This window comes from Komagataeibacter ossonobensis, assembly GCF_057359305.1.
In genome coordinates this window covers 253,085-276,982 of record NZ_JBXAYQ010000002.1, presented here as the reverse complement: position 1 = coordinate 276,982, position 23,898 = coordinate 253,085, and the positions used below count along the sequence as shown (strand labels likewise).

19 protein-coding genes and 1 tRNA gene are annotated in these 23,898 nt (G+C 62.3%); 5 read left to right on the top strand and 15 right to left on the bottom strand.

What is annotated here, in order from left to right; all coding sequences use genetic code 11:
* Window positions 1-45: 45 nt before the first annotated feature.
* The 6 genes from lon to AC1RQ9_RS03580 all read right to left on the bottom strand — a co-directional run bounded on the left by lon (window position 46) and on the right by AC1RQ9_RS03580 (window position 8,045).
* Window positions 46-2,535, bottom strand: coding sequence for an endopeptidase La (gene lon, locus AC1RQ9_RS03605; protein ID WP_485985577.1), 2,490 nt, complete (start codon window positions 2,533-2,535; stop codon window positions 46-48).
* A gap of 161 nt (window positions 2,536-2,696) precedes the next feature.
* Entirely contained in the window at window positions 2,697-3,956 is a 1,260-nt protein-coding gene (gene clpX / locus AC1RQ9_RS03600; protein WP_010506375.1) for an ATP-dependent Clp protease ATP-binding subunit ClpX, read from the bottom strand.
* A 131-nt stretch (window positions 3,957-4,087) separates the two neighbouring features.
* Window positions 4,088-4,723, bottom strand: coding sequence for an ATP-dependent Clp protease proteolytic subunit (locus AC1RQ9_RS03595; protein WP_010506376.1), 636 nt, complete (start codon window positions 4,721-4,723; stop codon window positions 4,088-4,090).
* A 263-nt stretch (window positions 4,724-4,986) separates the two neighbouring features.
* On the bottom strand, window positions 4,987-6,324 hold the full coding sequence (gene tig / locus AC1RQ9_RS03590; protein ID WP_193732360.1) for a trigger factor: 1,338 nt from the start codon (window positions 6,322-6,324) through the stop codon (window positions 4,987-4,989).
* A 95-nt stretch (window positions 6,325-6,419) separates the two neighbouring features.
* Window positions 6,420-6,504, bottom strand: a tRNA-Leu gene (locus AC1RQ9_RS03585).
* Window positions 6,505-6,584: 80 nt separating this feature from the next.
* Window positions 6,585-8,045, bottom strand: a complete 1,461-nt coding sequence (locus AC1RQ9_RS03580) for an NAD(P)H-hydrate dehydratase (protein WP_485985575.1) — start codon at window positions 8,043-8,045, stop codon at window positions 6,585-6,587.
* Between the two features lie 139 nt (window positions 8,046-8,184).
* Here AC1RQ9_RS03580 and AC1RQ9_RS03575 point away from each other — a divergent pair, with 139 nt between their 5' ends.
* The 3 genes from AC1RQ9_RS03575 (at window position 8,185) to AC1RQ9_RS03565 (ending at window position 11,733) form a co-directional block, all read left to right on the top strand.
* A complete protein-coding gene (locus tag AC1RQ9_RS03575) occupies window positions 8,185-8,637 on the top strand; it encodes a CopD family protein (RefSeq protein ID WP_193732362.1) in 453 nt (150 codons plus the stop codon).
* Between the two features lie 211 nt (window positions 8,638-8,848).
* Entirely contained in the window at window positions 8,849-10,429 is a 1,581-nt protein-coding gene (locus AC1RQ9_RS03570; protein ID WP_485985573.1) for a DEAD/DEAH box helicase, read from the top strand.
* A gap of 29 nt (window positions 10,430-10,458) precedes the next feature.
* Window positions 10,459-11,733, top strand: a complete 1,275-nt coding sequence (locus tag AC1RQ9_RS03565; protein ID WP_485985572.1) for a class I SAM-dependent RNA methyltransferase — start codon at window positions 10,459-10,461, stop codon at window positions 11,731-11,733.
* Between the two features lie 104 nt (window positions 11,734-11,837).
* Here AC1RQ9_RS03565 and AC1RQ9_RS03560 read toward each other — a convergent pair whose 3' ends face one another.
* The 9 genes from AC1RQ9_RS03560 to AC1RQ9_RS03520 form a co-directional block, all read right to left on the bottom strand.
* Complete coding sequence (locus tag AC1RQ9_RS03560; protein WP_485985571.1) at window positions 11,838-12,215, bottom strand: HesB/IscA family protein; 378 nt, start codon at window positions 12,213-12,215, stop codon at window positions 11,838-11,840.
* A gap of 21 nt (window positions 12,216-12,236) precedes the next feature.
* Window positions 12,237-12,698 carry an SUF system Fe-S cluster assembly protein gene (locus tag AC1RQ9_RS03555; protein WP_485985617.1) on the bottom strand — a complete coding sequence of 154 codons (462 nt, stop codon included), beginning with the start codon at window positions 12,696-12,698 and terminating at the stop codon, window positions 12,237-12,239.
* 7 nt (window positions 12,699-12,705) lie between these two features.
* On the bottom strand, window positions 12,706-13,134 hold the full coding sequence (gene sufU, locus AC1RQ9_RS03550) for a Fe-S cluster assembly sulfur transfer protein SufU (RefSeq protein WP_193732368.1): 429 nt from the start codon (window positions 13,132-13,134) through the stop codon (window positions 12,706-12,708).
* A 13-nt stretch (window positions 13,135-13,147) separates the two neighbouring features.
* Window positions 13,148-14,398: an aminotransferase class V-fold PLP-dependent enzyme gene (locus AC1RQ9_RS03545; protein ID WP_485985616.1), complete on the bottom strand. Its 1,251-nt coding sequence runs from the start codon at window positions 14,396-14,398 to the stop codon at window positions 13,148-13,150.
* Window positions 14,398-15,672, bottom strand: coding sequence for a Fe-S cluster assembly protein SufD (gene sufD / locus AC1RQ9_RS03540; protein WP_193732369.1), 1,275 nt, complete (start codon window positions 15,670-15,672; stop codon window positions 14,398-14,400). Before sufD ends, AC1RQ9_RS03545 begins: the two co-directional genes overlap by 1 nt.
* Window positions 15,669-16,442, bottom strand: coding sequence for a Fe-S cluster assembly ATPase SufC (gene sufC, locus AC1RQ9_RS03535; protein ID WP_193732370.1), 774 nt, complete (start codon window positions 16,440-16,442; stop codon window positions 15,669-15,671). The genes sufD and sufC overlap by 4 nt, the downstream gene beginning before the upstream one ends.
* A 15-nt stretch (window positions 16,443-16,457) precedes the next feature.
* Window positions 16,458-17,948, bottom strand: a complete 1,491-nt coding sequence (gene sufB / locus AC1RQ9_RS03530; RefSeq protein ID WP_193732371.1) for a Fe-S cluster assembly protein SufB — start codon at window positions 17,946-17,948, stop codon at window positions 16,458-16,460.
* Between the two features lie 20 nt (window positions 17,949-17,968).
* Window positions 17,969-18,430 carry an SUF system Fe-S cluster assembly regulator gene (locus tag AC1RQ9_RS03525; protein WP_193732372.1) on the bottom strand — a complete coding sequence of 154 codons (462 nt, stop codon included), beginning with the start codon at window positions 18,428-18,430 and terminating at the stop codon, window positions 17,969-17,971.
* Window positions 18,431-18,552: 122 nt separating this feature from the next.
* Window positions 18,553-19,848, bottom strand: coding sequence for a DUF445 domain-containing protein (locus tag AC1RQ9_RS03520; RefSeq protein ID WP_193732373.1), 1,296 nt, complete (start codon window positions 19,846-19,848; stop codon window positions 18,553-18,555).
* 154 nt (window positions 19,849-20,002) lie between these two features.
* Between AC1RQ9_RS03520 and AC1RQ9_RS03515 the strand changes: the two genes are divergently transcribed.
* Together AC1RQ9_RS03515 and AC1RQ9_RS03510 are read left to right on the top strand one after the other, a co-directional pair.
* Window positions 20,003-22,807, top strand: coding sequence for a phosphoenolpyruvate carboxylase (locus tag AC1RQ9_RS03515; protein WP_485985570.1), 2,805 nt, complete (start codon window positions 20,003-20,005; stop codon window positions 22,805-22,807).
* The gene (locus tag AC1RQ9_RS03510) at window positions 22,788-23,651 is read left to right on the top strand and encodes an MBL fold metallo-hydrolase (protein WP_485985569.1); all 864 of its coding nucleotides are present in this window, start codon (window positions 22,788-22,790) and stop codon (window positions 23,649-23,651) included. Before AC1RQ9_RS03515 ends, AC1RQ9_RS03510 begins: the two co-directional genes overlap by 20 nt.
* The last annotated feature ends 247 nt before the right edge of the window (window positions 23,652-23,898 follow it).

The following is a 23,898-nucleotide window of genomic DNA, read 5'->3' as shown; positions in this document are numbered from 1 at the left end:
GTCATTCCCCTCCATCATGACAATTTTGCGACCACGCAACCCTGCTTAATGCGTCAATGCAGGGGTAGCCGTGCCTTCCTTGGCGCCCGATGCCACCGGTTCCGTCCATTCGATCGGCTCCGGCTTGTGCACCAGCGCCTGCCCGATCACCTCATCCACATGCGAGACCGGCAATATGGTCATGGCACTGGTCACGACTTCGGGAATGTCTACCAGGTCCTTCTCGTTGTCCTTGGGAATGAAGATGGTGGTCAGCCCCGCACGATGGGCCGCCAGCAGCTTTTCCTTAAGCCCGCCAATGGGCAGGACACGACCACGCAGCGTGATTTCGCCTGTCATGCCCACATCGCGACGCACCGGGATACCCGTCATCACGCTGACGATGGATGTCGCCATGGCGATACCGGCGGACGGACCGTCCTTGGGCGTGGCCCCTTCGGGCACATGCACGTGCAGGTCACGCTTTTCAAACAGATCCGGGCTGATACCGAACGTCACGGCGCGGCTGCGGACATAGGACAGGGCGGCGGCGACACTTTCCTTCATCACATCGCCCAGCTTACCGGTCAGCTTGATGTTGCCCTTGCCGGGCACCATCACACTTTCGATGGTCAGGATTTCCCCGCCCACCTCGGTCCATGCCAGCCCGGTCACGACTCCGACCATGTCTTCCGACTCGGTCTCGCCATGGCGGAAGCGTTTCACGCCAGCGTATTTTTCAAGGTTATCGGCCGTGATTGCCACGGTCTTGGCCTTGCCCGTCACGATTTCGGTCACGGCCTTACGTGCAAGGGTCGCGATTTCACGTTCCAGGTTACGCACGCCCGCTTCACGCGTGTAACTGCGGATCAGTTCGCGCAGTGCATCATCCGACACCGACCATTCACCCGGCTTCAGGTTGTTCGCCTCCGTCTGCTTGGACAGCAGGTGGCGCTTGGCGATCTCGACCTTCTCGTCTTCCGTGTACCCGGACAGACGGATGATCTCCATGCGGTCCAGCAGTGGCTGGGGCATGTTCAGGCTGTTGGCCGTGGTGATGAACATCACATCCGACAGGTCGTAATCGACTTCCAGATAGTGATCGCCAAAGGTCGAATTCTGCTCCGGATCCAGCACCTCAAGCAGCGCGGAGGACGGATCGCCACGCCAGTCCGCACCCAGCTTGTCGATTTCATCCAGCAGGAACAGCGGATTCGAAGTCTTGGCCTTCTTCATTCCCTGAATGATCTTGCCCGGCATGGAACCGATATAGGTCCGGCGATGACCACGGATCTCGGCCTCGTCACGCATGCCACCCAGCGACATGCGGACGTACTGCCGCCCTGTCGCCTTCGCGATGGATTTGGCCAGCGAGGTCTTGCCCACGCCCGGCGGTCCCACCAGGCACAGGATCGGCCCCTTCAGCTTCTGCGCGCGACTCTGCACCGCCAGATATTCGATGATGCGTTCCTTGACCTTCTCCAGACCGTAATGGTCGGTATCGAGTACCTTCTGGGCCTCGGACAGGTCATGGCGCACCTTGGAGCGCTTCTTCCACGGAATGCCAAGGATCCAGTCGAGGTAGTTGCGCACCACCGTCGATTCGGCAGACATCGGGCTCATGCTCCGCAGCTTTTTCAGCTCGGCCACCGCCTTTTCGCGCGCTTCCTTGCTCAGCTTGGTCTTGGCGATCTTTTCCTCAAGCTCGGCCGTCTCGTCCTTGCCGTCCTCGCCTTCACCCAGTTCCTTCTGGATCGCCTTCAGCTGCTCGTTCAGGTAGTATTCGCGCTGCGTCTTTTCCATCTGCCGCTTCACGCGGTTGCGGATGCGCTTTTCCACCTGCAGCACGCCGATTTCGGCTTCCATGTGCGCGAAAACCCGTTCCAGACGCGCATTCACGTCCTGGATTTCGAGGATTTCCTGCTTTTCGGGAATCTTCAGGTTCAGATGGCTGGCAATGGTGTCCGCCAGCTTCGACAGGTCATCAATCTGGTTGAGCGAGACCAGCACCTCTGGCGCGATCTTCTTGTTCAGCTTGATGTACTGCTCGAACTGGCCGATCAGCGTGCGACCAATGGCCTCGGCTTCCTTACCGTCGGTTTCCTGTTCCGGCACATCCTCGATCTCGGCCTCGAAATGGCCATCGACCTCATGCAGGGCGGTGATGTGGGCGCGACGTCCCCCTTCGACCAGCACCTTCACCGTGCCATCGGGCAGCTTGAGCAGTTGCAGGATGGTGGACACGGTGCCGTAGCGATAGATATCGTCTGGCGTCGGGTCATCCTGTGCCGCGTTCTTCTGCGCGACCAGCAGGATCTGCTTGTCGCTGCGCGTCACCGCTTCCAACGCCCGCACTGATTTTTCGCGTCCCACGAACAGCGGCACGATCATGTGCGGGAAAACGACAATATCCCGCAGCGGCAGCACCGCAATCGTATCATGTGCGCTGGTCGTTTCTTCCGTCTCACGCTGGGCGGGGGGCGGATTGGCTACCATGTTGTTGTCCGTCGTTTCCGTCCCGTCGGGGACGGGATTCAGCCTGTCAGTTTCAGACATGTTATTTTTTGACCTCCTGATGGACGATCCCGGACGGGCACCCGAACATTGCGGCCTGCCCATCCGTTGCGCCGCATATGCGACAACTTCACTTCATGTTGTCACGACGCGCCATCACCACAAGTCCGGCGATGGCATTTCGGCGTAAACCGGCCCTGCCGTCAGGCAGACTGTTCGGCCGGCTGGTTCTTCCCATACACATAGACAGGCTGTGCCTTGCCTTCGGCCACTTCCTTGTTGACCACGACTTCCTCGACGTTCTTCAGGCCGGGCAGTTCGAACATGGTCGACAGCAGGATGCTTTCCAGAATGGCGCGCAGGCCACGCGCACCGGTCCGCCGCGCAATGGCGCGCTGGGCCACCTGGCGCAATGCGTCCTCGGTAAAGGTAAGCTGCACGTCTTCCATCTGGAATAGGCGGGCATACTGCTTGACCAGGGCGTTCTTGGGCTTGGTCAGGATCTCGATCAGGGCAGCCTCATCAAGGTCCTCAAGCGTCGCAACCACGGGCAGACGACCGATGAATTCAGGTATCAGACCGAATTTCAGCAGGTCCTCAGGCTCCACGTCACGCAGCACCGCGCCCATGCGACGTTCGTCAGGGGACTGCACATCGGCGCCGAAGCCGATGCCCGAACCCTTGCCACGCGCGCTGATGATCTTATCCAGCCCCGCGAACGCGCCACCGCAGATGAACAGCATGTTGGTGGTGTCGACCTGCAGGAATTCCTGCTGCGGGTGCTTGCGTCCGCCCTGCGGCGGCACGGAGGCGACGGTGCCTTCCATGATTTTCAGCAGCGCCTGCTGCACGCCTTCACCGCTGACATCGCGGGTAATCGAAGGGTTGTCCGACTTGCGCGAGATCTTGTCGATCTCATCGATATAGACGATGCCGCGCTGTGCCTTTTCCACGTTGTAATCCGCCGCCTGCAGCAGCTTGAGGATGATGTTCTCCACATCCTCACCCACGTAACCGGCTTCGGTCAGGGTCGTGGCGTCGGCCATGGTGAAGGGCACGTCAAGAATGCGGGCCAGCGTCTGCGCCAGCAGCGTCTTGCCCGAACCCGTCGGCCCGATCAGCATGATGTTGGACTTCGCAATCTCGACATCATTGTTCTTCTGGGCATGGGCCAGGCGCTTGTAGTGGTTATGCACCGCAACCGACAGCACCTTTTTCGCGTGTCCCTGCCCGATGACATAATCATCCAGAATTTTGCAGATTTCCCGTGGTGTCGGCACGCCATCGCGTGATTTGACCAGATGCGTCTTGTGTTCCTCACGGATGATATCCATGCACAATTCGACGCATTCATCGCAAATGAACACGGTGGGACCGGCGATCAGTTTGCGGACCTCGTGCTGCGACTTGCCACAGAACGAGCAGTAAAGCGTATTTTTGGAATCGCCGGATTTGTTATTCATAACCGCTCCTATTCCCACGCGGGGGAACTTCTCCATACCTTGCGACCGGGCCACGGGGGCACGGCACGCCGCAGGTGATTTTCACCCACAGGGGCAGGAAGCGCACCTGCGCGCGCGCTTCCTTGTGCAGATTACTCCGCAGGTTTTGATGCAACGTTACGACGGACCACTTCATCGACAATACCGAATGCCTGCGCTTCTTCCGCCGACATGTAGCTGTCGCGTTCCAGCTTCTGCTCGATTTCCTCAAGCGTGCGGCCGGTATGCTCCTTGTAGATCTCGTTCAGGCGCTTGCGAATGGTCAGGATTTCCTGTGCCTGGATCTCGATATCGCTGGCCTGTCCCTGCGCGCCGCCCGAAGGCTGGTGCACCATGACGCGGGAATTCGGCAGGGCGAATCGCCGTCCCTTTTCCCCACCGGCCAGCAGCAGCGACCCCATGGACGCCGCCTGCCCGATGCACACCGTGCTGACGGGGCAGCGGATATACTGCATGGTGTCGTAAATCGCCAGTCCCGCCGACACCACGCCGCCGGGGCTGTTGATGTAGAACGAGATTTCCTTGCTCGGGTTCACGCTTTCCAGATAAAGCAGCTGCGCCGACACAAGGGCGGAAACCTGGTCATAGACCGGTCCGGTCAGAAAGATGATCCGTTCCTGCAGAAGGCGGGAATAGATGTCGAATGCCCGTTCCCCGCGGGAGGTCTGCTCCACCACCATGGGCACCAGAGCGTTATTGAAGATCTCTACGGGATCCCGATCCCTCATAGCCATATTCCCGTCCTGAAAAGCAAGGATCCGCCCTGCGCGCAATCACCGGCAAGAGATTCGCGGACAACGCGGACGCAGCCGGACCCTTCCCGGTTACTTATGACAAAATAGAGACAAACACGCCAGATACCACCCCATCCCTGTCATTTTGCCATGAACCGGGGTGACAAACTGTGCGTATTCACCTGTCCGCAAACACATACGGCGCACGGAAGTCCCCTTCCGCGCGCCGCATGCGCCACCTATACCGCGAAAGCGGATCAGACGTCAGCTTCCGGCATTTCAGCCAGTTCTTCCGGCGTCACTTCCTTGTCCTCGACCTTCGCCAGCTCGACGATATAGTCGATGACCTTGTTTTCGAAGATCGGGCCGCGCAGGCCGTCAACGGCCTGCGGGTTCTTGGAGAAGTACTCGAACACGGCCTGTTCCTGACCGGGGTAGCGCGCGGCTTCGGCGCGCACCGCATGCACGATTTCTTCCTGCGTCACGGTGATGTTGTTCACACGACCGATTTCCGCCAGCAGAAGACCCAGCTTCACGCGGCGTTCGGCAATCTTGCGATAGTCGGCGCGCAGCGTGTCCTCGTCCTTGTCCTTGTCTTCCTCATCCAGGCGACCGGCCTTGCGGTCTTCCTCGATGCGGTTCCAGATCTGGGTGAACTCGGCATCGACCATGCCCGGAGGGGCTTCGAAATCGGTCTTTTCCGCCAGCTTGTCCAGCAGTTCGCGCTTCAGGCGCAGGCGGGACAGCTGTTCGTATTCCTGACCAACCTGCTTGGAGATCAGTTCACGCACCTGCTCCAGCCCGTCGAAGCCGAGCTTCTTGGCCAGTTCGTCATCAATCTTGGCCTCGACCGGACGGCGGAGTTCCTTGAGCTTGATATCGAAGCTGGCTTCCTTGCCCGCCAGGTGTTCCGCGCCGTAATCGGCGGGGAAGGTCACGGTGATCACCTTTTCGTCACCGACCTTCATGCCCTCGATCTGCTCGGCAAAGCCGGGGATGAAGCCTGCGCCACCCAGTTCGACGCTGACATCATCAGCGGAACCGCCTTCAAACGCCGTGCCGTCGATCTTGCCCACGAAGTCAACCACGGCCACGTCGCCATTGGCGGCGGGGCGGTCTTCCTCGACCTTTTCGAACTCGCGCTGGCGGCTGGCGATTTCCGTCAGGGCCTTGTCCACGGTCTCGGCGTTCACTTCGGACTTGAGACGCACGAGCGACAGGTCCGACAGGTCGGGGATGGTGATTTCGGGCAGGACCTCGAACTCGACCGTGAACTTCAGGTCTTCCTTGCTGCCCGGCTCGCTGCCGGAAACCAGGTCAACCTTGGGCTGCATGGCCGGGCGCAGGCCGCGCTCATCCAGCAGGGTGCGGGTCGCGTCGCTTACAACCTGCTCCAGGACCTCGCCCTGAACAGATTCACCAAAACGCTGCTGCAGGATGCTCATCGGCACCTTTCCGGGGCGGAAGCCCGGCAGCTTCATGGACTGTCCAACTTCTTTCAGGCGCGCGGTGCGCTTGCTCTCGATTTCCGTGGCAGGCACCGTAACGGTAAACCCGCGCTTCAGGCCATCGGAAAGCGTTTCAGTAACCTGCATCTGCCAGGCCATCCTCTCGGTCAGAACGTGTCAAAGAACGCAATAGGCCGGTCAGGCCACCACGTCTGCTCGCATAACGCGACTTGCCGGGATCTTGGTACGGGCGGAGGGACTTGAACCCCCACGACTTGCGTCACCAGAACCTAAATCTGGCGTGTCTGCCAATTCCACCACGCCCGCACTGTGCCCAGGCTGTAAGCGCGGGGCTTTAGCGCACCATTGGCCACGGGGCAATATCCCACGCGGCCCGAATGGCGTTTTCAGCCGAAAACTTTTTTTGCCTCCGCTTCCGCGCGTGCCCTGGCCGCACCCAGATGGCGGTCAAAATCCTCGGCTACCGGCCATTCGCCGGCATGCAGCGCCGCATCACCATGCATCCACACCCCTGCACAGGCCGCATCCCAGCGTGGCATGCCCGCCGCCAGCAGGGCCGCGATGATTCCCGTCAGCGTATCGCCCGACCCCGCCGTGCCCAGCATGGGGGTGGCGTGGCTGTTGATCGCGACACGCCCGTCGGGACTGGCGATGATGGTGTCCGGCCCCTTCATGACGGTCACGGCCCCCGTCCGCGCCGCCGCATGTCGTGCCGCCGCCACGCGATCCGGCCCCGGCTTGCCGAACACGCGCGAAAACTCGCCGATATGCGGGGTGATGATGGCAGCCCCTTTCAACCGGTCGGGCTGCCCCGCCGCCATGGTGAACGCCCCGGCATCGGCAATCACGTCCCGCCCCGCATGCACCAGCGCCGGGAAGGTCGCCGCAACCTCCGCCACCGACAGGCCCGGCCCGCAGACCCAGACGTGACGCCGCGTATCGCGCAGCAGGTCATCCAGCGCGCCGGAATCCACAATCAGCCCCGGCGGCGCGGTCATGCGGTACACCTCCGCGCTGTCGCCCACCGCCAGCCGCACGAGACCCGCGCCCGCCGCCCGCGCGCCCGCCGCCGACAGGCGCGCCGCACCCGGCATTTCACGCCCGCCACATATGCTGACAACACCACGGCTGTATTTATAGCTCGTCGGCCCGCACGCGGGCGTGCGCCACAGCCCCGGTTCGTTATGCCATGTCCGAATCGGCACCGACGCCACCGCGCCTTCCCCGATGCCGATATCCGCCAGCACGGTCTGGCCACACAGCGTATGCCCAGGCAGCAGCAGGTGCCCGGGCTTGAGCCGGCAGAATGTGACCGTCATCTCGACCTGTGGCGCATATCCCCGGACAGCGCCCGTCGCCCCGTCCACGCCCGTCGGCATGTCAATGGCAACCAGACGGGGGGCGGCATTGAGCACATCCGCCACGTCCTGGCCGATATCGCGGCTCAGCCCCGCGCCGAACACCGCATCGACCACCAGGTCGAAACGGGCAGCACTTTCGGGCGTGAACGCCACGACCGGCCCCCGCCACAGCGCGGCGGCCGCGGCAGCATCCCCACCGGGATGGGGCGGTGCCATTTCAGCAACCGATACCGGCCAGCCTTCTTCCGCCAGTCGTCGCGCGGCCACGTAACCGTCACCGCCGTTATTGCCGGGACCGCACAGCACCAGCACGCGGCACGGGCGCATGTGCCGCCGGATGGCGCGAGCAACGGCCCGGCCCGCGTTTTCCATCAGCACAGCCACCGGCACGTGGCGGGCGGCCGCGGCATCGATCCGCCCCATTTCATCAGGCGTAGGCAGCAGCAGGTGGCGTGCGGCCGTCCGTGCTGTTTCATCCATGGTCATGATGTCATTCCCCTTCTGGCAACTTTGGCTGCATGACTGGCCTTGCGCATGATACAGGAATGGGGAAACAAGCATTCCGCATCTTGCCCCCGTGGCAGGGACTGCTTTCTTTACCCATTCACCCCCGCAAGGAGGCGTCATGTCCTATTCCATAGTCTGGAGCCTTGTGCTCGCACTCCACATAACCGGCATGGCGGCCTGGGTTGGCGGCATGATCTATGCGGCCTTCGTGCTCAAGCCCAGCCTCAACCTGCTGGATGGAACGCAGCGCGCCTCCGTCCATCTGCAGACGCTCAACCGTTTTTTCCGTATCGTATGGCATACCATGCCGACGGTGCTGATTACGGGCTGGCTCCTGATTTATCACGATGGCGGGTTTGCGGTGGTGCCATGGCCGATCAACCTCATGCAGTTGTTCGGGCTGATCATGGCCGGCATTTTCGCCCGCATCTATTTCGGTCCCTACCAGAAGGCGCGCCGCGCGCTGCGCCCGCAGCAGGGCACGTTCGACTCGATCCGTTCGCTGGTCATGCTCAATACCGGCATCGGCGTGCTGACCATCATCTGTGGCTGCCTGGCCCATCCGTTCTGAAATTGCGGGGATAATCCTCACGTCCCCTTGATTTCCGTTGCAAATATGGGTAGGCACAGGGAATGTGGCACAGCAGGGTATCTGACCCGGACATGCCGCACTCCCCTTCCCTGCATTGCTGCAGGTACATCAGGGACGGCAGCCTGATACAGCGCGACACGGTGGCAATCGGACGGGGCCATATTCATCTGCTGATACGTTCGAGAGTAATTTGAGCGCCAAAAAAACGCCCTCCGCCCCGGCCCGATCCGCAAAGAAGGCGGTGGCCCAAGCCCCCGTCACCAGCACGGACGGAGTCCCCCCTACTGATACCCCCGCACCGGAAGATGCTGCGGAACAGGAAGCACAGCCCCTGTTTTCCGAACTCGGCCTGTCCGAACCCATCCAGCAGGCGATTGATGAGATGGGATACCGTCATCCCACCCCCATCCAGGCGCAGGCCATTCCGTATGTGCTGATGGGGCGCGACGTTCTGGGCGTGGCCCAGACCGGGACCGGCAAGACCGCGTCCTTCACCCTGCCCATGCTGGAAGTCCTGTCCGGCTCACGGGCACGGGCACGGATGCCGCGTTCGCTCATCCTTGAACCCACGCGTGAACTCGCGCTGCAGGTCGCGGAAAATTTCGTCAATTACGGCAAGCACCTCAAGCTGACCCATGCGCTGCTGATCGGCGGCGAAAGCATGGCCGAACAGAAGGAAGTGCTGAACCGTGGCGTTGACGTGCTGATCGCCACCCCCGGGCGGCTGATCGACCTGTTTGAACGCGGCGGCCTGCTGCTGACCCAGACCCGGCTGCTGGTGATCGATGAAGCGGACCGCATGCTGGACATGGGCTTCATTCCCGATATCGAGAAGATCGTGAACATGCTGTCGCCGCTGCGCCAGACGCTGTTCTTCTCCGCCACCATGGCGCCGGAAATCCGCAGGTTGGCGGACATGTTCCTGAGCAATCCGAAAGAAATCACGGTCAGCCGTCCCTCCTCCGTCGCATCAACCATCGTGACGGGACTGGCCATTGTCGACGCCAAGGAAAAGCGCCGTGCGCTGCGCAAGCTCCTGCGCACGTCGGACATGCAGAACGCCATTGTGTTCTGCAACCGCAAGCGTGATGTCGATGTGCTGTGCAAATCCTTGATCAAACACGGTTTTTCCGCAGGCGCCCTGCATGGTGACCTGGCGCAGTCGCTGCGTTTCTCGACACTTGAAGCGTTCAAGAACGGCGAACTGAAGATCCTTGTCTGCTCCGACATTGCAGCACGCGGGATCGACATTGGCGGCCTGTCGCATGTGTTCAATTTTGACGTGCCGTTCCATGCCGAGGATTATGTCCACCGAATCGGCCGTACCGGCCGCGCGGGCCGCACTGGCCACGCCTATACCCTGGCCACGCCGGATGAAGAGGCGCTGGTGCAGGCCATCGAGAAACTGACAGGCAAGCCAATTCCCCGAATCGAAATCCCTGGCATGGAAATGCTGGAATGGTCGGAAGAGCCCCGCACCGGCAATGGCCGCCGCAAGCCCGCCCGCAAAAGCAATGCTGCAACAGCCACAGCCAAGCCCGAACAGCCTGCGGCACCTGCCACGGCTGAGGAAAAAGCCCCGACTCCGCGCAAATCGCGCAGGTCGAACGGTGGGGTGGCAGGCGGTTCGTCCGCAGCGCCATCGCCGCGTCGCGACTCCGGATTGCTGCCGTCCGCGCCCGATCAGCCTGTTACCGGCTTCGGCAATGACGTCCCGGCCTTCATGCAACTGCCGCGCCGGGAAAAATCCGTCATTCCGGCGGACGAATAAGCAGTCTGCCCTTCTGGCGATAACAGGGAATGGAAAACGCAGTGGCGCATGCCATCCGGGTGGTGGCGCTCGGCAATGATGGGGATGGCATAGCCCAGACCCCAGATGGCCGGGTATTCGTACCCGGCACGGTTCCGGGTGATGAAATCGTGCTGGCAACGCATGACGGTACGCGCGGGACGCTTGATCGTGTGGTGACACCGGGGGCCGACCGCGTACCTGCCCCCTGTCACCTGTTCGGCGCCTGTGGTGGCTGCCGCATTCAGGACATGGCGCTGCCTGCCCTGCTGGACTGGAAGACAGGCCGCGTGGTCGAGTCCCTGCAACATGTGGGGTTTGACGCCATTCCCACGCCGCAGGCCCATCAGGTCGGCCCGCATGGCAGGCGCCGGGTTGATCTGGCCTTCCGCCGCGTCGGGAAACAGATCGTGCTGGGGCTGCATCGCCGCCGTGGCGATGTGGTTGACATGAGCGAATGCACATTGCTCGATCCCACGCTTTTCGCCCTGCTGACACCCCTGCGCGCCATGCTGCATTCGCTTCCGGCCGTGCATGCGGGTGGTGATCTTCAGATCAACCTGCTGGATAGCGGTCCCGACCTGCTGATTACGATGGATGGCACGCCAGACGCCAATGACCGTCGCATTCTGGCGCAGTTTGGCAAGACGCATGGCATCCCGCGCATTTCACTGCAGGGTCGTCCGCCAGAAACACTGGCCCTGACCGGGCCGGTTTTCCATCATTTTGATGACGTGCGTGTCGTGCCCCCGCCGGGTGCCTTCCTGCAGCCCGCGCGGGCGGGTGAAACCTTTATCAAGGCCGCCGTGGTCGCGGGCCTGCCGCGCAAGGGACTGAAGGCAGGCATTATCGAATTATACGCAGGATGTGGCACGCTGTCCTTCGCGCTGGCTGAACAGGCCAAGGTTCATGCCTATGAAGGTGATCGCGCGGCCCTGGCCTGCCTGAAACAGGCCAGTGGCGGCACACGCGTCCTGCCCGCGCTGCGTGACCTGAACCGCCAGCCGGTCATGGCGACCGATCTGGCGAAGGCGGCAGCCATCGTGCTGGATCCGCCCCATGCCGGGGCCGGTGCGCAGATCGCCCAGATCGTGGCGGGCAGACCGGCATGTGTCATCTATGTCAGTTGCAATCCCGTAGCATTGCAGCGGGACCTGACGCCCCTGCAACAGGCGGGTTACAGGCTGGATAGCGTGACGGTTGTTGACCAGTTCCTGTGGTCAGCGGAAGTCGAATCCGTCTGCGTGCTGACTCTGCCGGGGGCAAACCGCCGTAACCGGCGCTAAGAACAGGAAAGTTTTTTGGTGAAGCTTTTTTCAAAAATCTTCAAAGAAGGCCGCCTTTCTGAAAAAAGGCGGCACCCAGAAAACTTCTGTTTTTCATCAATACATCAGACGTGGAAGCTTTCCCCACAGCCACAACGCCCCTTTTCATTGGGATTGCTGAAGGTGAAGCCGGATTCAAGCTGCTTGACCTCGTAATCCATCACCGATCCGATCAGGAACAATGTTGCCTTGCGGTCCACCAGCAGGGTCACACCCTTGTCCACCACCACTTCGTCACCCGGGCCAGCCTGTTCGACAAAGCTCATGTCATAGGCATGGCCTGAACAGCCCTTGGTCGAGACGGCAATGCGCAGCAGGTGCCCTGCGTGATTGGTCTGGTACAGTTTTTCCAGCCGCTGCGCCGCCCGGTCCGTCAGGGTCATAAGCGGCGGCAAAGCCCGGCGCGGGGTGGCAGTGGTGGTTGTGGCGTTATGTTCAGTCATGGCACGTTCCCCTTGCTGGGTTCAGAACATGTTCAGGGCAAGGCGCGCATCTTCACTCATGCGCGACATATCCCATGGCGGTTCCCACACGATTTCCACCGTGGCAGTGGTGACCGTATCGATCTTTTCCACCGCTTCCTTGACCTGCACCGGCAGTTCCTGCGCGCTGGGACAGTTGGGGGCGGTCAGCGTCATCTCGACCTTGACCGATCCATCCTCATGCAGGTCGATGGCGTAAATCAGGCCAAGTTCATAGATATTGACCGGAATTTCCGGGTCATACACCGTGGCGATCGCGGCAATGACCGTTTCCTCGTCCGGTATGCTGGCACTGGCGGGGGCATCATTCGGCTTTTCCCCGTCCGGTGTCCATGTTGATACGGGTTCAGCCCCGGGGTCGGTCTTACCCTCGGCCTCAAGGGAGAAATGCCCGGCTCCCTCTGCCATGCCGATGGCAGGCGCTACCTGATTTTTCTCGTCCATGAGACCTTCACCTGTCTTTATCATCATTGAGCATCCCGATCAGCGCCGACCATGGCAGCATCGCGCAGCGGATACGCGAACGATGCCGGTGCAATGGCGCGAAAACCGAAAGGTCACCCAAGCCCTCAGGGGCTATACCTGTTTCAACGGCCGTCACAAGTTCCGCATGCATCTGGCTGATCCGTGCGCGATCCTGCCCGGCCACGCGTTCCGCCATGAGATCCGCGGACGCGGCACAGATCGCACAGCCCCGGGTTTCATGTCGTAATGCCGTAACCCGGCCCTGTGCATCGACACCGGCCTGCAACTTCACCCGGTCACCGCACAGGGGGTTCGATCCTTCCCCCTGCAACTGCGCACCCGCCAGCGGGCCTGCGTAACGCGGCGTTCTGGCCCGTTCCAGCACCACGGTGCGATACAGATCATCCTGCGCCATGACTGTCACGCCATCAGACAAAAAAGCCGCGTATCTGTTCCAGCGTGGCGGCTAGGAAGTCGATTTCCTCCGGCGTGGTGTAAATGCCGAAGCTGGCCCGTGCGGTGGCCGAAACCCCCAGCCTGCGCATGAGCGGTTCAGCGCAATGATGTCCCGCCCGTACCGCAATGCCATTGCGGTCCAGCAGGGTGGCGATATCATGCGGGTGGACATCGTCCATGGTGAACGAAATCACCCCGCCACGATCCGGCGCGGTCCCGATCACCTTCAGCCCGCTGACATTGCCCAACACCTTCAGCGCATGGGCTGTCAGGGCTTCCTCATGCGCGCCGATCGCGTCAAACCCTATGGATTCGATATAGGCAAGGGCGGCGCCCAATCCAATGGTCTCGATGATGGCGGGGGTCCCGGCCTCGAATTTATGCGGGACACTGGCCCATGTCGAACGCTCGAACGACACGGTGGAAATCATGTCGCCACCGCCAAGGAAGGGCGGCATGGCATCAAGGATCTCGCGTCGCGCCCACAGCACGCCGATACCGGTCGGGCCATACAGCTTGTGCCCGGTCACCACATAGAAATCCGCATCCAGCGCGCGCACGTCCACACGACGATGGACGGCAAGCTGGCTGCCATCAAACAGCACTTTCGCACCCGCAGCATGCGCCATGTCGGCAATGGCGCGGGCATCCGTGATCGTGCCCAGCACATTGGACATATGGGTGATCGCCACCAGCGCCACCTGCCCGTCGGACAGGTTGCGCGCCAGGGCATCCATGTTCAGCGCCCCATCATCGGTAATGGGGGTCACGCGCAGTTCAACGCCCGTGCGGTCCCGCAGCATCTGCCAGGGGACCAGATTGGCGTGGTGTTCCATTTCGGACACCAGCACCACCTGCCCCGGCTTCAGCAGGGAGCCGAAGGAATGGGCGACAAGGTTTATGGCCTCGGTGCTGTTGCGGGTAAAAACGATTTCTTCGCGCGCCTGCGCGCCAAGGAAGGCCGCCACCTGATCGCGCACGGCTTCATAGGCTTCCGTCGTGCGTTCGCTCATCCAGTACAGGCCACGGTGGATGTTGGCGTACTGGGTGCGCATGGTGTCTGCCATGGCGTCAATGACCTGCCGCGGCTTCTGCGCGGAGGCCGCGCTATCAAGGAACACGAGGTCCTTGCCATGCACCTTCTGCGACAGGATCGGGAAATCGGCCCGGATACGGCGCAGGCTGCCCGCGACGTCCGTGCGGCTGGCTACAGTCTGGTCCATCATGCGACCTCCCGCGTCCACCATGCCTCGACGGCAAGGTTCAGGCTGTCCTTCAGGCGCTGGTCATCAATCTGGTCCACGACATCATGCAGGAAGGCGCGGATCAGGATGGAGCGCGCGGCCGCGTCCGGGATGCCACGGCTGCGCAGGTAGAACAGCTGGTCATCATCCAGCGCGCCAACGGTGGCGCCATGGCTGCACTTCACGTCATCGGCGTAGATTTCCAGTTCCGGCTTGGCGTCGATTTCCGCGCCATCGGATAGCAGCAGCGCCTGGTTCATCTGGTAGCCATCGGTCTTCTGGGCAATACGCTCGACAAGGATCTTGCCCTGGAACACGCCCCGTGCATGGTCGGACAGGACATTCTTGATCGTCTGGCGCGATACGCAGTCCGGGGCGGCATGGGTAATCACGCTGGTCAGGTCGCCATGCTGGTGACCGGACAGAAGCTGCGCGCCGTTGACATGCACGCTGGCCCCCGCCTGCATCAGCGCGGCATGGACTTCATGCCGTGACAGGCTGGCGCCCAGCGTCAGCGTAAAGCTGTCATAAACCCCACCGGCGGCAACGCGGGCATGGCTGACCGCCAGATGCACCGCCTGCTTGCCTTCCGCCTGAATACGGGCATGGGACAGGTACCCCCCGTCCGCCACCGCAATGTCATAGAGCGGGTTGTGCAGGTACTGTCCCCGTCCGACCGATGCATCCAGCAACGCCAGGCGTCCGCCTTTTTCCACCACGATACGGTGGCGCGGGTGGAAGGAGACCGGTTCGGCCGCCTCCGTCTGGCCAATGCTGACCAGCAGCAGGCAGCCACCATCCACACCCGCGGGCACGACCAGATCCAGCCCGTCGCGCGCAAGGATGGTGTTCAGCGCGGTGGTGACATCACCCGCCGGGTCGATCCCGTCATCAGGCAGCGTGCCCGCGGCCAGCGTCGAGACCCGGACACCCTTGGGCAGACGTGAACGACCGGCATCGAAATACCCGTTCACGAACACAACACGGCTTGCCCCGGCGCCGAGGCCGGAAATGGTCTCGATTTCCGCCAGCAGGGTATCGGCGGCCGCGTCATCCGCAGCGTGCGGCGCCGTGGTGAACGGCACATCGGCCAGTGCGCGCAGGGAGGTGTATTTCCACGCCTCCACACCCACGCGTGGCAGGCCGACATGGCGCAGGAAATCGGCGGCCTTCTGCCGTTGCGCATTGCCCGTTACGTCACCCCGGTCGAGAAAGGCGGAGGCATTGACCCCGACCGGTGTGATGGCGTTCACGCCGCCTCCGACAGGAACTGGGCATAACCCTGCGCCTCAAGCTGCTTGGCCAGTTCGGGGCCACCGCTGTGGATGATGCGGCCCTTCGCCATCACATGGATGCGGTCGGGCACGATATAATCCAGCAGGCGCTGGTGATGGGTAATGACCAGCGCCGAGAAATCGGGCGAACGCAGGGAGTTCACGCCTTCGGCCACGATGCGCAGGGCGTCGATATCCAGACCGCTATCCGTTTCGTCCAGGATGGCGAAGGACGGCTGGAGCATGCGCATCTGCAGCACCTCATTGCGCTTTTTCTCGCCACCCGAAAAGCCGACATTGACGTTACGCTTGAGCATCTCGTCCGACATGGACAGGTGCTTCGTCTCCTTGCGCACGGCCTTCAGGAAAGCCACGGCATCCAGTTCATCCACCCCACGCGCACGGCGCACGGCATTGACGGCGGTACGCAGGAAATTGGCGTTGTTCACGCCCGGCAGCTCGACCGGAGTCTGGAACGCCAGGAACAGGCCAAGGGCCGCACGTTCCTCGGGTTCCAGCGCCAGCAGGTCCTGCCCCTTGAAGGTGGCCGACCCGCCGGTCACCTCATAATCCTCGCGCCCGGCCAGCACGTAGGACAGGGTGGACTTGCCCGAACCGTTCGGTCCCATGATGGCGTGGACTTCACCCGCCGGGATTTCCAGATCGACCCCACGCAGGATTTCCTTGTGGGTCTCCCCGTCCGAAATGCGGGCGCACAGGCCATTGATGCTTACGAATTGCTTGCTCACGTCTTTGAATCCCTGTTAGCCCACGCTGCCTTCTAGGCTGATCTGCAGAAGCTTCTGCGCTTCCACCGCGAATTCCATCGGCAGTTCCTTCAGGACGTCCTTGCAGAACCCGTTCACGATCAGGCCCACCGCGTCCTCTTCCGACAGGCCGCGCTGGCGGCAGTAGAACAGCTGGTCTTCCGATATCTTGGATGTCGTCGCCTCATGTTCCACGCGTGCGGACATGTTGCGGCTTTCGATATAGGGCACGGTATGCGCCCCGCAACGATCCCCGATCAGCAGGCTGTCGCACTGTGTGAAGTTACGGCTGCCCGATGCCTTGGGCATCATGCGCACCAGCCCGCGATAGGTGCTGTCGGACTGGCCCGCGCTGATGGTCTTGGCGATGATGGTCGAACGCGTGTTGCGGCCGATATGGATCATCTTGGTGCCGGTATCAGCCTGCTGGTGGTTGTTGGTTACCGCGACGGAATAGAATTCCCCCACCGATCCCTCACCCTGCAGGATGCATGACGGGTATTTCCACGTAATGGCCGACCCGGTTTCCACCTGCGTCCATGAAATCTTGGACCGCGCGCCACGGCATGCGCCGCGCTTGGTCACGAAGTTGTAGATGCCGCCCCTGCCGTTTTCATCACCGGGATACCAGTTCTGCACGGTGGAATACTTGATCGACGCATCTTCCATCGCCACCAGTTCGACCACGGCGGCATGAAGCTGGTTTTCATCACGCATGGGCGCCGTGCAGCCTTCAAGGTAGGAGACGGACGCACCATCTTCCACCACGATCAGCGTGCGTTCAAACTGCCCGGTATTACGCGCATTGATGCGGAAATAGGTGGACAGTTCCATCGGGCAGCGCACGCCTTTTGGCACGAACACGAAGGAACCATCGGTAAACACGGCGGCATTCAGCGCGGCGTAGAAATTATCCGTCACCGGAACGACGCTGCCCAGGTATTTGCGCACCAGTTCGGGATATTCCTGCACCGCTTCGGAAATGGGGCAGAAGATCACGCCCGCTTCCTGCAATGTCTTGCGGAAGGTGGTGGCGACGGACACGCTGTCAAACACGGCGTCAACCGCGACGGGTGCGCGCGCTTCCTGGCCTTCGGGCACTTCCACGCCTGCCAGCATCGCCTGCTCATGCAGGGGGATGCCCAGCTTTTCATAAGTGCGCAGCAGTTCGGGATCGACCTCTTCCAGCGACTTCGGCCCGGGCTTCTTGCGCGGGGCGGCATAGTAATGCACGTCCTGATAGTCGATAGGCGGATGATGGACCTTGGCCCATGTGGGTTCGCGCATCTCCAGCCATGAACGGTAGGCCTTCAGACGCCATTCCAGCAGCCATTCCGGCTCCTTCTTGCGGCTGGAGATCAGGCGGATCGTGTCCTCGTTCAGGCCCTTGGGGGCGATATCCATTTCGATATCGGTCTCGAACCCCCATTTATAGGTGTTCTGACCCAGGGTTTCGACCGTCTTGCGGGTTTCGGCTACTGCCGGCATGTGTCTTTCCTCCCCCTGTTTCAGGCCGTGGCCGCGGGCCCGCCGGGCATGGACGGCGTGCGCAGGCCGCCCAGTCTGTCAGTGACTGTGTGGTTTTTCATGTCCGCCAGCGTAATGGCGGACAGGGCGTTGCGGATGGCGGCGTTGACCATGTCCCACTGACCGCCCAGGCCACAGGTGGACCGGGCATCACAATCCCCGCCATCCACGCATGTCGTCAGCGATATGGGGCCATCGATCGCCTGGATCACGGTCGCGATCGAGATTTCCTCCAGCGGGTGGGCCAGCCTGTAGCCGCCGCGTGCGCCGCGCTGTGATGTCACGATGCCCTGTGTCGCGAGAATCTTGAGCACCTTGGCCACGGTGGGTTCGGGAATGCCGGTCGAACGCGACAGGACAGGCGAGGTCGTGACCTCTTCCTTCTGTCCCAGCCGGACCAGAGCCACGACGGCATAATCGGTCAGTTTCGACAGTTTCAGCATTCCGCTCTCCCGCCTGTTCCGGCCCGCCTGCATAATTGGACCGAAACAGTACTGTTTCCTGAAGTTTCAGATGGGCTACCAGCCACGCGTCGTCAAGTCCAATCGTTGCATGCAGCCCCGCCCTATCCGATACCGGTTCCGAATATCAGCTGTAATAGCACGGACAGCCCGCACCCGGCCAGAAACCCGACCAGCGTGCCATTCAGGCGGATATACTGCAGATCCTTACCTACACGCAGTTCCAGACGGTCGCTCAGACTTTCCGCGTCCCATCCATTAACGACCGAGTAAATAAACCGCGACATGCGGTCACGCAGGAATGGCAGGCTGCTCATGATCATGCCACGCGCGCCATCATTGATCCGTTTGCGCATGGTGGCGTCATGATACATCTGTTCCGCGAGACGCTGCAGTGCGTCGCGCACAATGGAGGACAGCCATCCACGATCCCCCCTGTCCATGTCTTCCTCGATCAGGCGGCGCAGGCGGTGCCATACGTCACTGCTCCAGCCACGCACGCTGTCATGGGTCAGCACGCCCATCACGGTATCCGTGATATCACGCCGGCGCACCGGATCCTGCTCGATCCGGTCGATCTCGGCCCGGACCCATGTGGTGAAGCCCTCACGCAATTCTGAATTCTGCGGGTCGATCCGGTCCAGTTCCTGCCCCGCAGCCAGCAGCACCTTGGTCGCGATCGACCCGCCAATGGCCCAGCCCAGCACGCGGCCGCCCTGTTCGCGCACGCGTTCCTCGATCATCGTGCGCAGGGCCGGTTCCTTGGCCTTGATGCCTTCCTTCAGCCGCGACAGCAGGAACGACAGCACTTCCTGGTGGCAGTCCCCTTCCACCATCGCGCGCAGGCTGCGGGTGATGACGGGGGCGATTTCCTCCCCCCCCAGCAGGGTCGGCAGCATGCGGGCGATGGCGGAACTTGCCCGTCCGTCCTCCAGGCGGTCCAGCACGTGCGGCACCGATCCCAGCACGGCGCGGTTGACCATGTCCGCCGTTTCCGGCTCCTGCAGTATGTTGCCAAGGATGGAGGGCAGGTCGATGCGGTTGAATGCGGCCTCGACCTCCTTTTCCGTGAACACGTTGGTCGAGACGAAGCGCCCCAGCGCCTGCGCCAGCCGTTCCTTCTGCGCGGGCAGGATGGCGGTATGGGGAATCGGCAGCCCCATGGGCCTGCGGAACAGCGCGGTCACGGCAAACCAGTCGGCCAGGCCACCCACGACCCCCGCCTTGGTGCCCGAGCGCAGGATTTCCAGCCACGGACGGTCCGCCAGCCAGCCCATCTGTGGCAGGGCATACCCCGCCACCGTCAACCCGGCCATGGCCGCCAGCAGGCCGGTCGCAGACCGTTTGTAACGCAGCAGCGTATGCCGGGCATCCTGATCCGTTTGTGGAATACCATTCATGAAGTCCTTGATACCATTGTCTCCCCTCCAGCCCAAGCAACACTCGGTGTAACGCACCAAATAGGCGTGAATATGCCATGGTGGACATTGCGGGCCGCCGCCGAACATGGGATTTGGGAAAGACCATGACGATTTTTCATGACAGGACAACACGATGACCGAAGCCGCCGCGCGGACTGTTTCCGACCTGCTGCAACAGGCGGAACGACTGATTGCCAGCCATGACGAAACCGCAACCGGCAGCCCGGTCATGGCGCTGGCGCGTCAGATCAACCGCCAGATGGCCAATGGCACCCTGTCGATGGAAATGGTGGAGGAGATCGTGCGCCTGCTGCGTGACCGCGCCTTTGCCGGGCGGGCGCACCATATCGCCGCCTATCTGGACGGTCCTGACGATGCGGTGGTGGCCGCGCGCATGCATGACGTCGCCCGCCGCATCGTGCAGCCGGACCCCGATGACAGTCCCGTGCCCATCGCGCGCTTCCGCGCCGCCATCGAACGCAGCCGCTTTGCCGCCGTGTTTACCGCCCACCCCACATTCGCACTGGCCAACCCGGTATATGAGGCGCTGGCCGACCTGGCCTCCACCAACCCGGCCGAGGTCCCGGCGCATGTCCCCGCCTTCCTGACACACCGCCGCGTCGGGCCGCCGACGCTGGATGAGGAATTCACGCTGGCGACACAGGCCATCCTGCGCGGGCGCAACGCGCTGGACCGGCTGAACGTCATCCTGCTGTCCGAAGCGCGCACCCACTGGCCGCAACTGTGGTCCACGCTGGCGCCGCGTCCCATCATCATGACCAGCTGGGTCGGGTACGATACCGACGGGCGCACCGATATCGGCTGGTGGGATACGCTGCGCCTGCGGCTGCGCATGAAGCAGATGCAGCTTGCCCGCCTGCATGACCAGATCGAACCCGTGACCAGCTGTGCCAATGACCTGCTGCCGCGCGTGCAGACCGCGCTGGACACCGTCGCCGCCCAGATCGCCGCCTGCCCCACCGGGCCGGAACCCGAAGCGGTGTCACGCTTTGCCGATGTGCTGATTACCCGCAGCAATGACGCGCTGACCAGCACCAACGACCTGAACGCTGCCTTCAGCGAGGCGATCGACGCCGCGACACCTGAAGACAAGATGACCCTGGCGGTGGCACGGGCGGGCTTCATGGCGCATGGCCTGTCGGCGGCGCACACGCATACGCGCCTGAATGCGACACAGCTGCACAACATCGCCCGCCAGCGGCTGGGCATTACCGACAGCCCCGACATCCCGGCCCAGCGCCGCGCGCTGATCAGCCGCATGAACGACGCGCTGGAGACGGTCCAGCCGGTCGAGATCGATTTCGGTTCGCTGCTGATGGAACAGGCCAGCGCCGGGCGGCTGATGATGACGGTGCGCCAGATCCTGCGCCATATCGACCGCACCAGCCCCATCCGTTTCCTGATCGCCGAGACCGAGACCGGCTACACCCTGCTGACCGCGCTGTGGCTGGCGCGGCTGTATGGGGTTGCGGACATGATCGAGATCTCGCCATTGTTCGAGACACAGGAAGCACTGGAAAACGGCGAACAGATCATCGAGGAAGCCCTGCGCTCCCCCCACTGGCGCGCCTACCTGCAGCGCACGCGTAAGCTCAGCCTGCAGTTCGGCTTTTCCGACTCCGGCCGTTACGTGGGGCAGCTGGCCGCGACCTATCTGATCGAACGGCTGCGCATCAAGGTATGCGACCTGCTGCGCAAATGGGATCTGGCCTTTGTCGAGGTCATCCTGTTCGACACGCATGGCGAAAGCATTGGCCGTGGCGCGCACCCCTATCGGCTTGCGGACCGCTTCGACTACCTGTCCCCGCCGCATGCCCGCGCCCGCTTTACCCGCGCGGGCATCCAGATGCGTGAGGAAACGGCCTTTCAGGGGGGTGACGGCTATCTTCTGTTCGGCACGCAGGCCCTGGCGGATGCCACTGTCAGCATCATTGCCGAACACGCCTTCGCCACCACGACGCTGGACCGTGACCCGGTTTATGATGAACCGGATTTTTCGGCCGATTTCTTCGCCACCATCGCCAATGGCATGACCGGGCTGGTGGAAGATCCCGGCTATGCCGCCCTGCTGGGCGCATTCGGGCCGTCACTGATCGACAAGACCGGGTCGCGCCCGTCCGCGCGGCAGAGCGACGCGGCATCGACCGTAACCCGCATCAAGCATCCCAGCCAGCTGCGCGCCATTCCCAACAATGCCATCCTGCAACAGCTGGCATGGTGCGCGAATACGTTGCAGGGACTGGGCACGGCGGCGGCGCGCCACCCTGAAACGTTCGAGAAATACCTGGCGGAAAGCCCCCGCTTCCGCCGGGCCATGGATTTCGCGGCCCACGCGCTGGCGCATTCCGACCACGGCGTGCTGCGCGGTGTCATCCGCCTGCTGGACCCGGACATGTGGCTGGAACGTGCCACGGCGCAGAAGGACCCGGGCCGGCAGGAAGCCTGCCTGTCGCTTATGCACGGGCTGGAAAACCTGGATTTCTGGGCCAGCACGCAGGCGATGTTCCGGCGCATCCAGTCCGATCACCTCGCCCTGCGGCGCGCATGGCCTGATGCCCCGCGCATGCGGCCCGATGAACTGCTGCTGCATGCCATCCGCATCGCGATCATCGAGCAGATCTGGCTGCTGTCCACACAGGTGCCCTATTTCTCACCCCGCCATGCGTTTTCGCGCGATGTGCTGACGCTGAAGGTGCTGTGCCTTGAAATCCCGGGGGCGCTGGCGGAACTTGAAAATATCTTCCCCTATCGTTCGGATGGCAGTTTCGATCTTGATTTCCATGAACCGCATGGCCCCCGGCAGGAAGGTACCTACCACCGCGAATACACCGAAATCTTTGAACCAATGCAGCGCCTGTTCCAGATGGTGCGCGAAATCAGCACCGGGGTGATGCACCATGTCGGCGCCTTTGGCTAAGACATCGCGCAACGGGTGGCGGATCAGTGAACCGCCCCCGCCCTATGGCGTGGCGTTGTCCCAGACGCCCGACATACGCCGGGTGGTGGCGAACAATCCCGGCCCCATGACCGGCAACGGCACCAATAGCTGGCTGGTGAACCATGACGGGGGCTGCGTGGTCATTGATCCCGGCAGCACCGACCCCGTCCATCTGGATGCGCTGGTGGCGGCAGCAGGCGACCGGCCGATCACCCATGTCATCCTGACCCATACCCATGCGGACCACCTTGCCGGCGCACGGCCGCTGGGTGCGCGGCTGGAAATCCCGGTCTGTGGCTTCCATGCCAGCGCCGAGCCGGAATTCACCCCCGATATCGGCCTGCGGGATGGTGATGAAATCGCGGGATTACGGGTGCTGTACACACCGGGGCATGCCAGCGATCATATCTGCCTTGAAACAGCAGATGGCATCATCTTCACAGGGGACCATGTCATGGGCTGGTCCACCACCATGGTCCCGCCTGCCCCGCATGGTTCGGTGCAGCAGTTTCTGGACAGCATGGACTACCTGCTGCAACGCGACAGCCACCTGCTGCTGCCCGCACACGGTCCCGCCATACCGCATGTAAAAGCCTGCATCGAAGGACTGGTCGCCCACCGCCGCGCGCGTGAGGAAAGCATCATGGCGCTGATGCCCGCTGACCCCCGCACGCTGGATGAAATCGTGGACAGCATGTACCACAACCTGCGGCCCGGCCTGCGCCGTGCGGCACGACTGAACCTGCATGCCCATCTGGAAAAGCTGGAACATGATGGCCGGGTGGCCCTGCATGGCGACCAATGGGCAAAAATCATGCCCTGATGATGTTCTCCCATCACGCTACGGATCCATCATCGCCTGACGGAAAACGGAATTTCATTCAGGATTAATGGCGGTGTGCACGGGCCAGATAACGCCATTCACCGCGATTCCATGCCCCGAAAGCACGTTTTTCCCACACGGGCGTTGCCGTATCACCTGAATTGCAGGCTTTCCAGACAGTCCGGATATTTCAGTATATGGACGGTTGCAGGAGTCGCTTCATGTGACAACCCTGCCTGCAGGAACA

What these genes read in the sequence shown, in the direction of transcription:
- sufB (WP_193732371.1), bottom strand. Translation starts at nt 17,948, where the DNA reads ATGCCGGCAGTAGCCGAAACCCGCAAGACGGTCGAAACCCTGGGTCAG.
- AC1RQ9_RS03575 (WP_193732362.1), top strand. Translation starts at nt 8,185, where the DNA reads ATGTCCTATTCCATAGTCTGGAGCCTTGTGCTCGCACTCCACATAACC.
- AC1RQ9_RS03525 (WP_193732372.1), bottom strand. Translation starts at nt 18,430, where the DNA reads ATGCTGAAACTGTCGAAACTGACCGATTATGCCGTCGTGGCTCTGGTC.
- AC1RQ9_RS03520 (WP_193732373.1), bottom strand. Translation starts at nt 19,848, where the DNA reads ATGAATGGTATTCCACAAACGGATCAGGATGCCCGGCATACGCTGCTG.
- lon (WP_485985577.1), bottom strand. Translation starts at nt 2,535, where the DNA reads ATGTCTGAAACTGACAGGCTGAATCCCGTCCCCGACGGGACGGAAACG.
- AC1RQ9_RS03580 (WP_485985575.1), bottom strand. Translation starts at nt 8,045, where the DNA reads ATGACCATGGATGAAACAGCACGGACGGCCGCACGCCACCTGCTGCTG.
- AC1RQ9_RS03555 (WP_485985617.1), bottom strand. Translation starts at nt 12,698, where the DNA reads ATGGACGAGAAAAATCAGGTAGCGCCTGCCATCGGCATGGCAGAGGGA.
- tig (WP_193732360.1), bottom strand. Translation starts at nt 6,324, where the DNA reads ATGCAGGTTACTGAAACGCTTTCCGATGGCCTGAAGCGCGGGTTTACC.
- AC1RQ9_RS03510 (WP_485985569.1), top strand. Translation starts at nt 22,788, where the DNA reads ATGTCGGCGCCTTTGGCTAAGACATCGCGCAACGGGTGGCGGATCAGT.
- AC1RQ9_RS03515 (WP_485985570.1), top strand. Translation starts at nt 20,003, where the DNA reads ATGACCGAAGCCGCCGCGCGGACTGTTTCCGACCTGCTGCAACAGGCG.
- AC1RQ9_RS03545 (WP_485985616.1), bottom strand. Translation starts at nt 14,398, where the DNA reads ATGGACCAGACTGTAGCCAGCCGCACGGACGTCGCGGGCAGCCTGCGC.
- clpX (WP_010506375.1), bottom strand. Translation starts at nt 3,956, where the DNA reads ATGAATAACAAATCCGGCGATTCCAAAAATACGCTTTACTGCTCGTTC.
- AC1RQ9_RS03565 (WP_485985572.1), top strand. Translation starts at nt 10,459, where the DNA reads ATGGAAAACGCAGTGGCGCATGCCATCCGGGTGGTGGCGCTCGGCAAT.
- AC1RQ9_RS03595 (WP_010506376.1), bottom strand. Translation starts at nt 4,723, where the DNA reads ATGAGGGATCGGGATCCCGTAGAGATCTTCAATAACGCTCTGGTGCCC.
- AC1RQ9_RS03560 (WP_485985571.1), bottom strand. Translation starts at nt 12,215, where the DNA reads ATGACTGAACATAACGCCACAACCACCACTGCCACCCCGCGCCGGGCT.
- sufU (WP_193732368.1), bottom strand. Translation starts at nt 13,134, where the DNA reads ATGGCGCAGGATGATCTGTATCGCACCGTGGTGCTGGAACGGGCCAGA.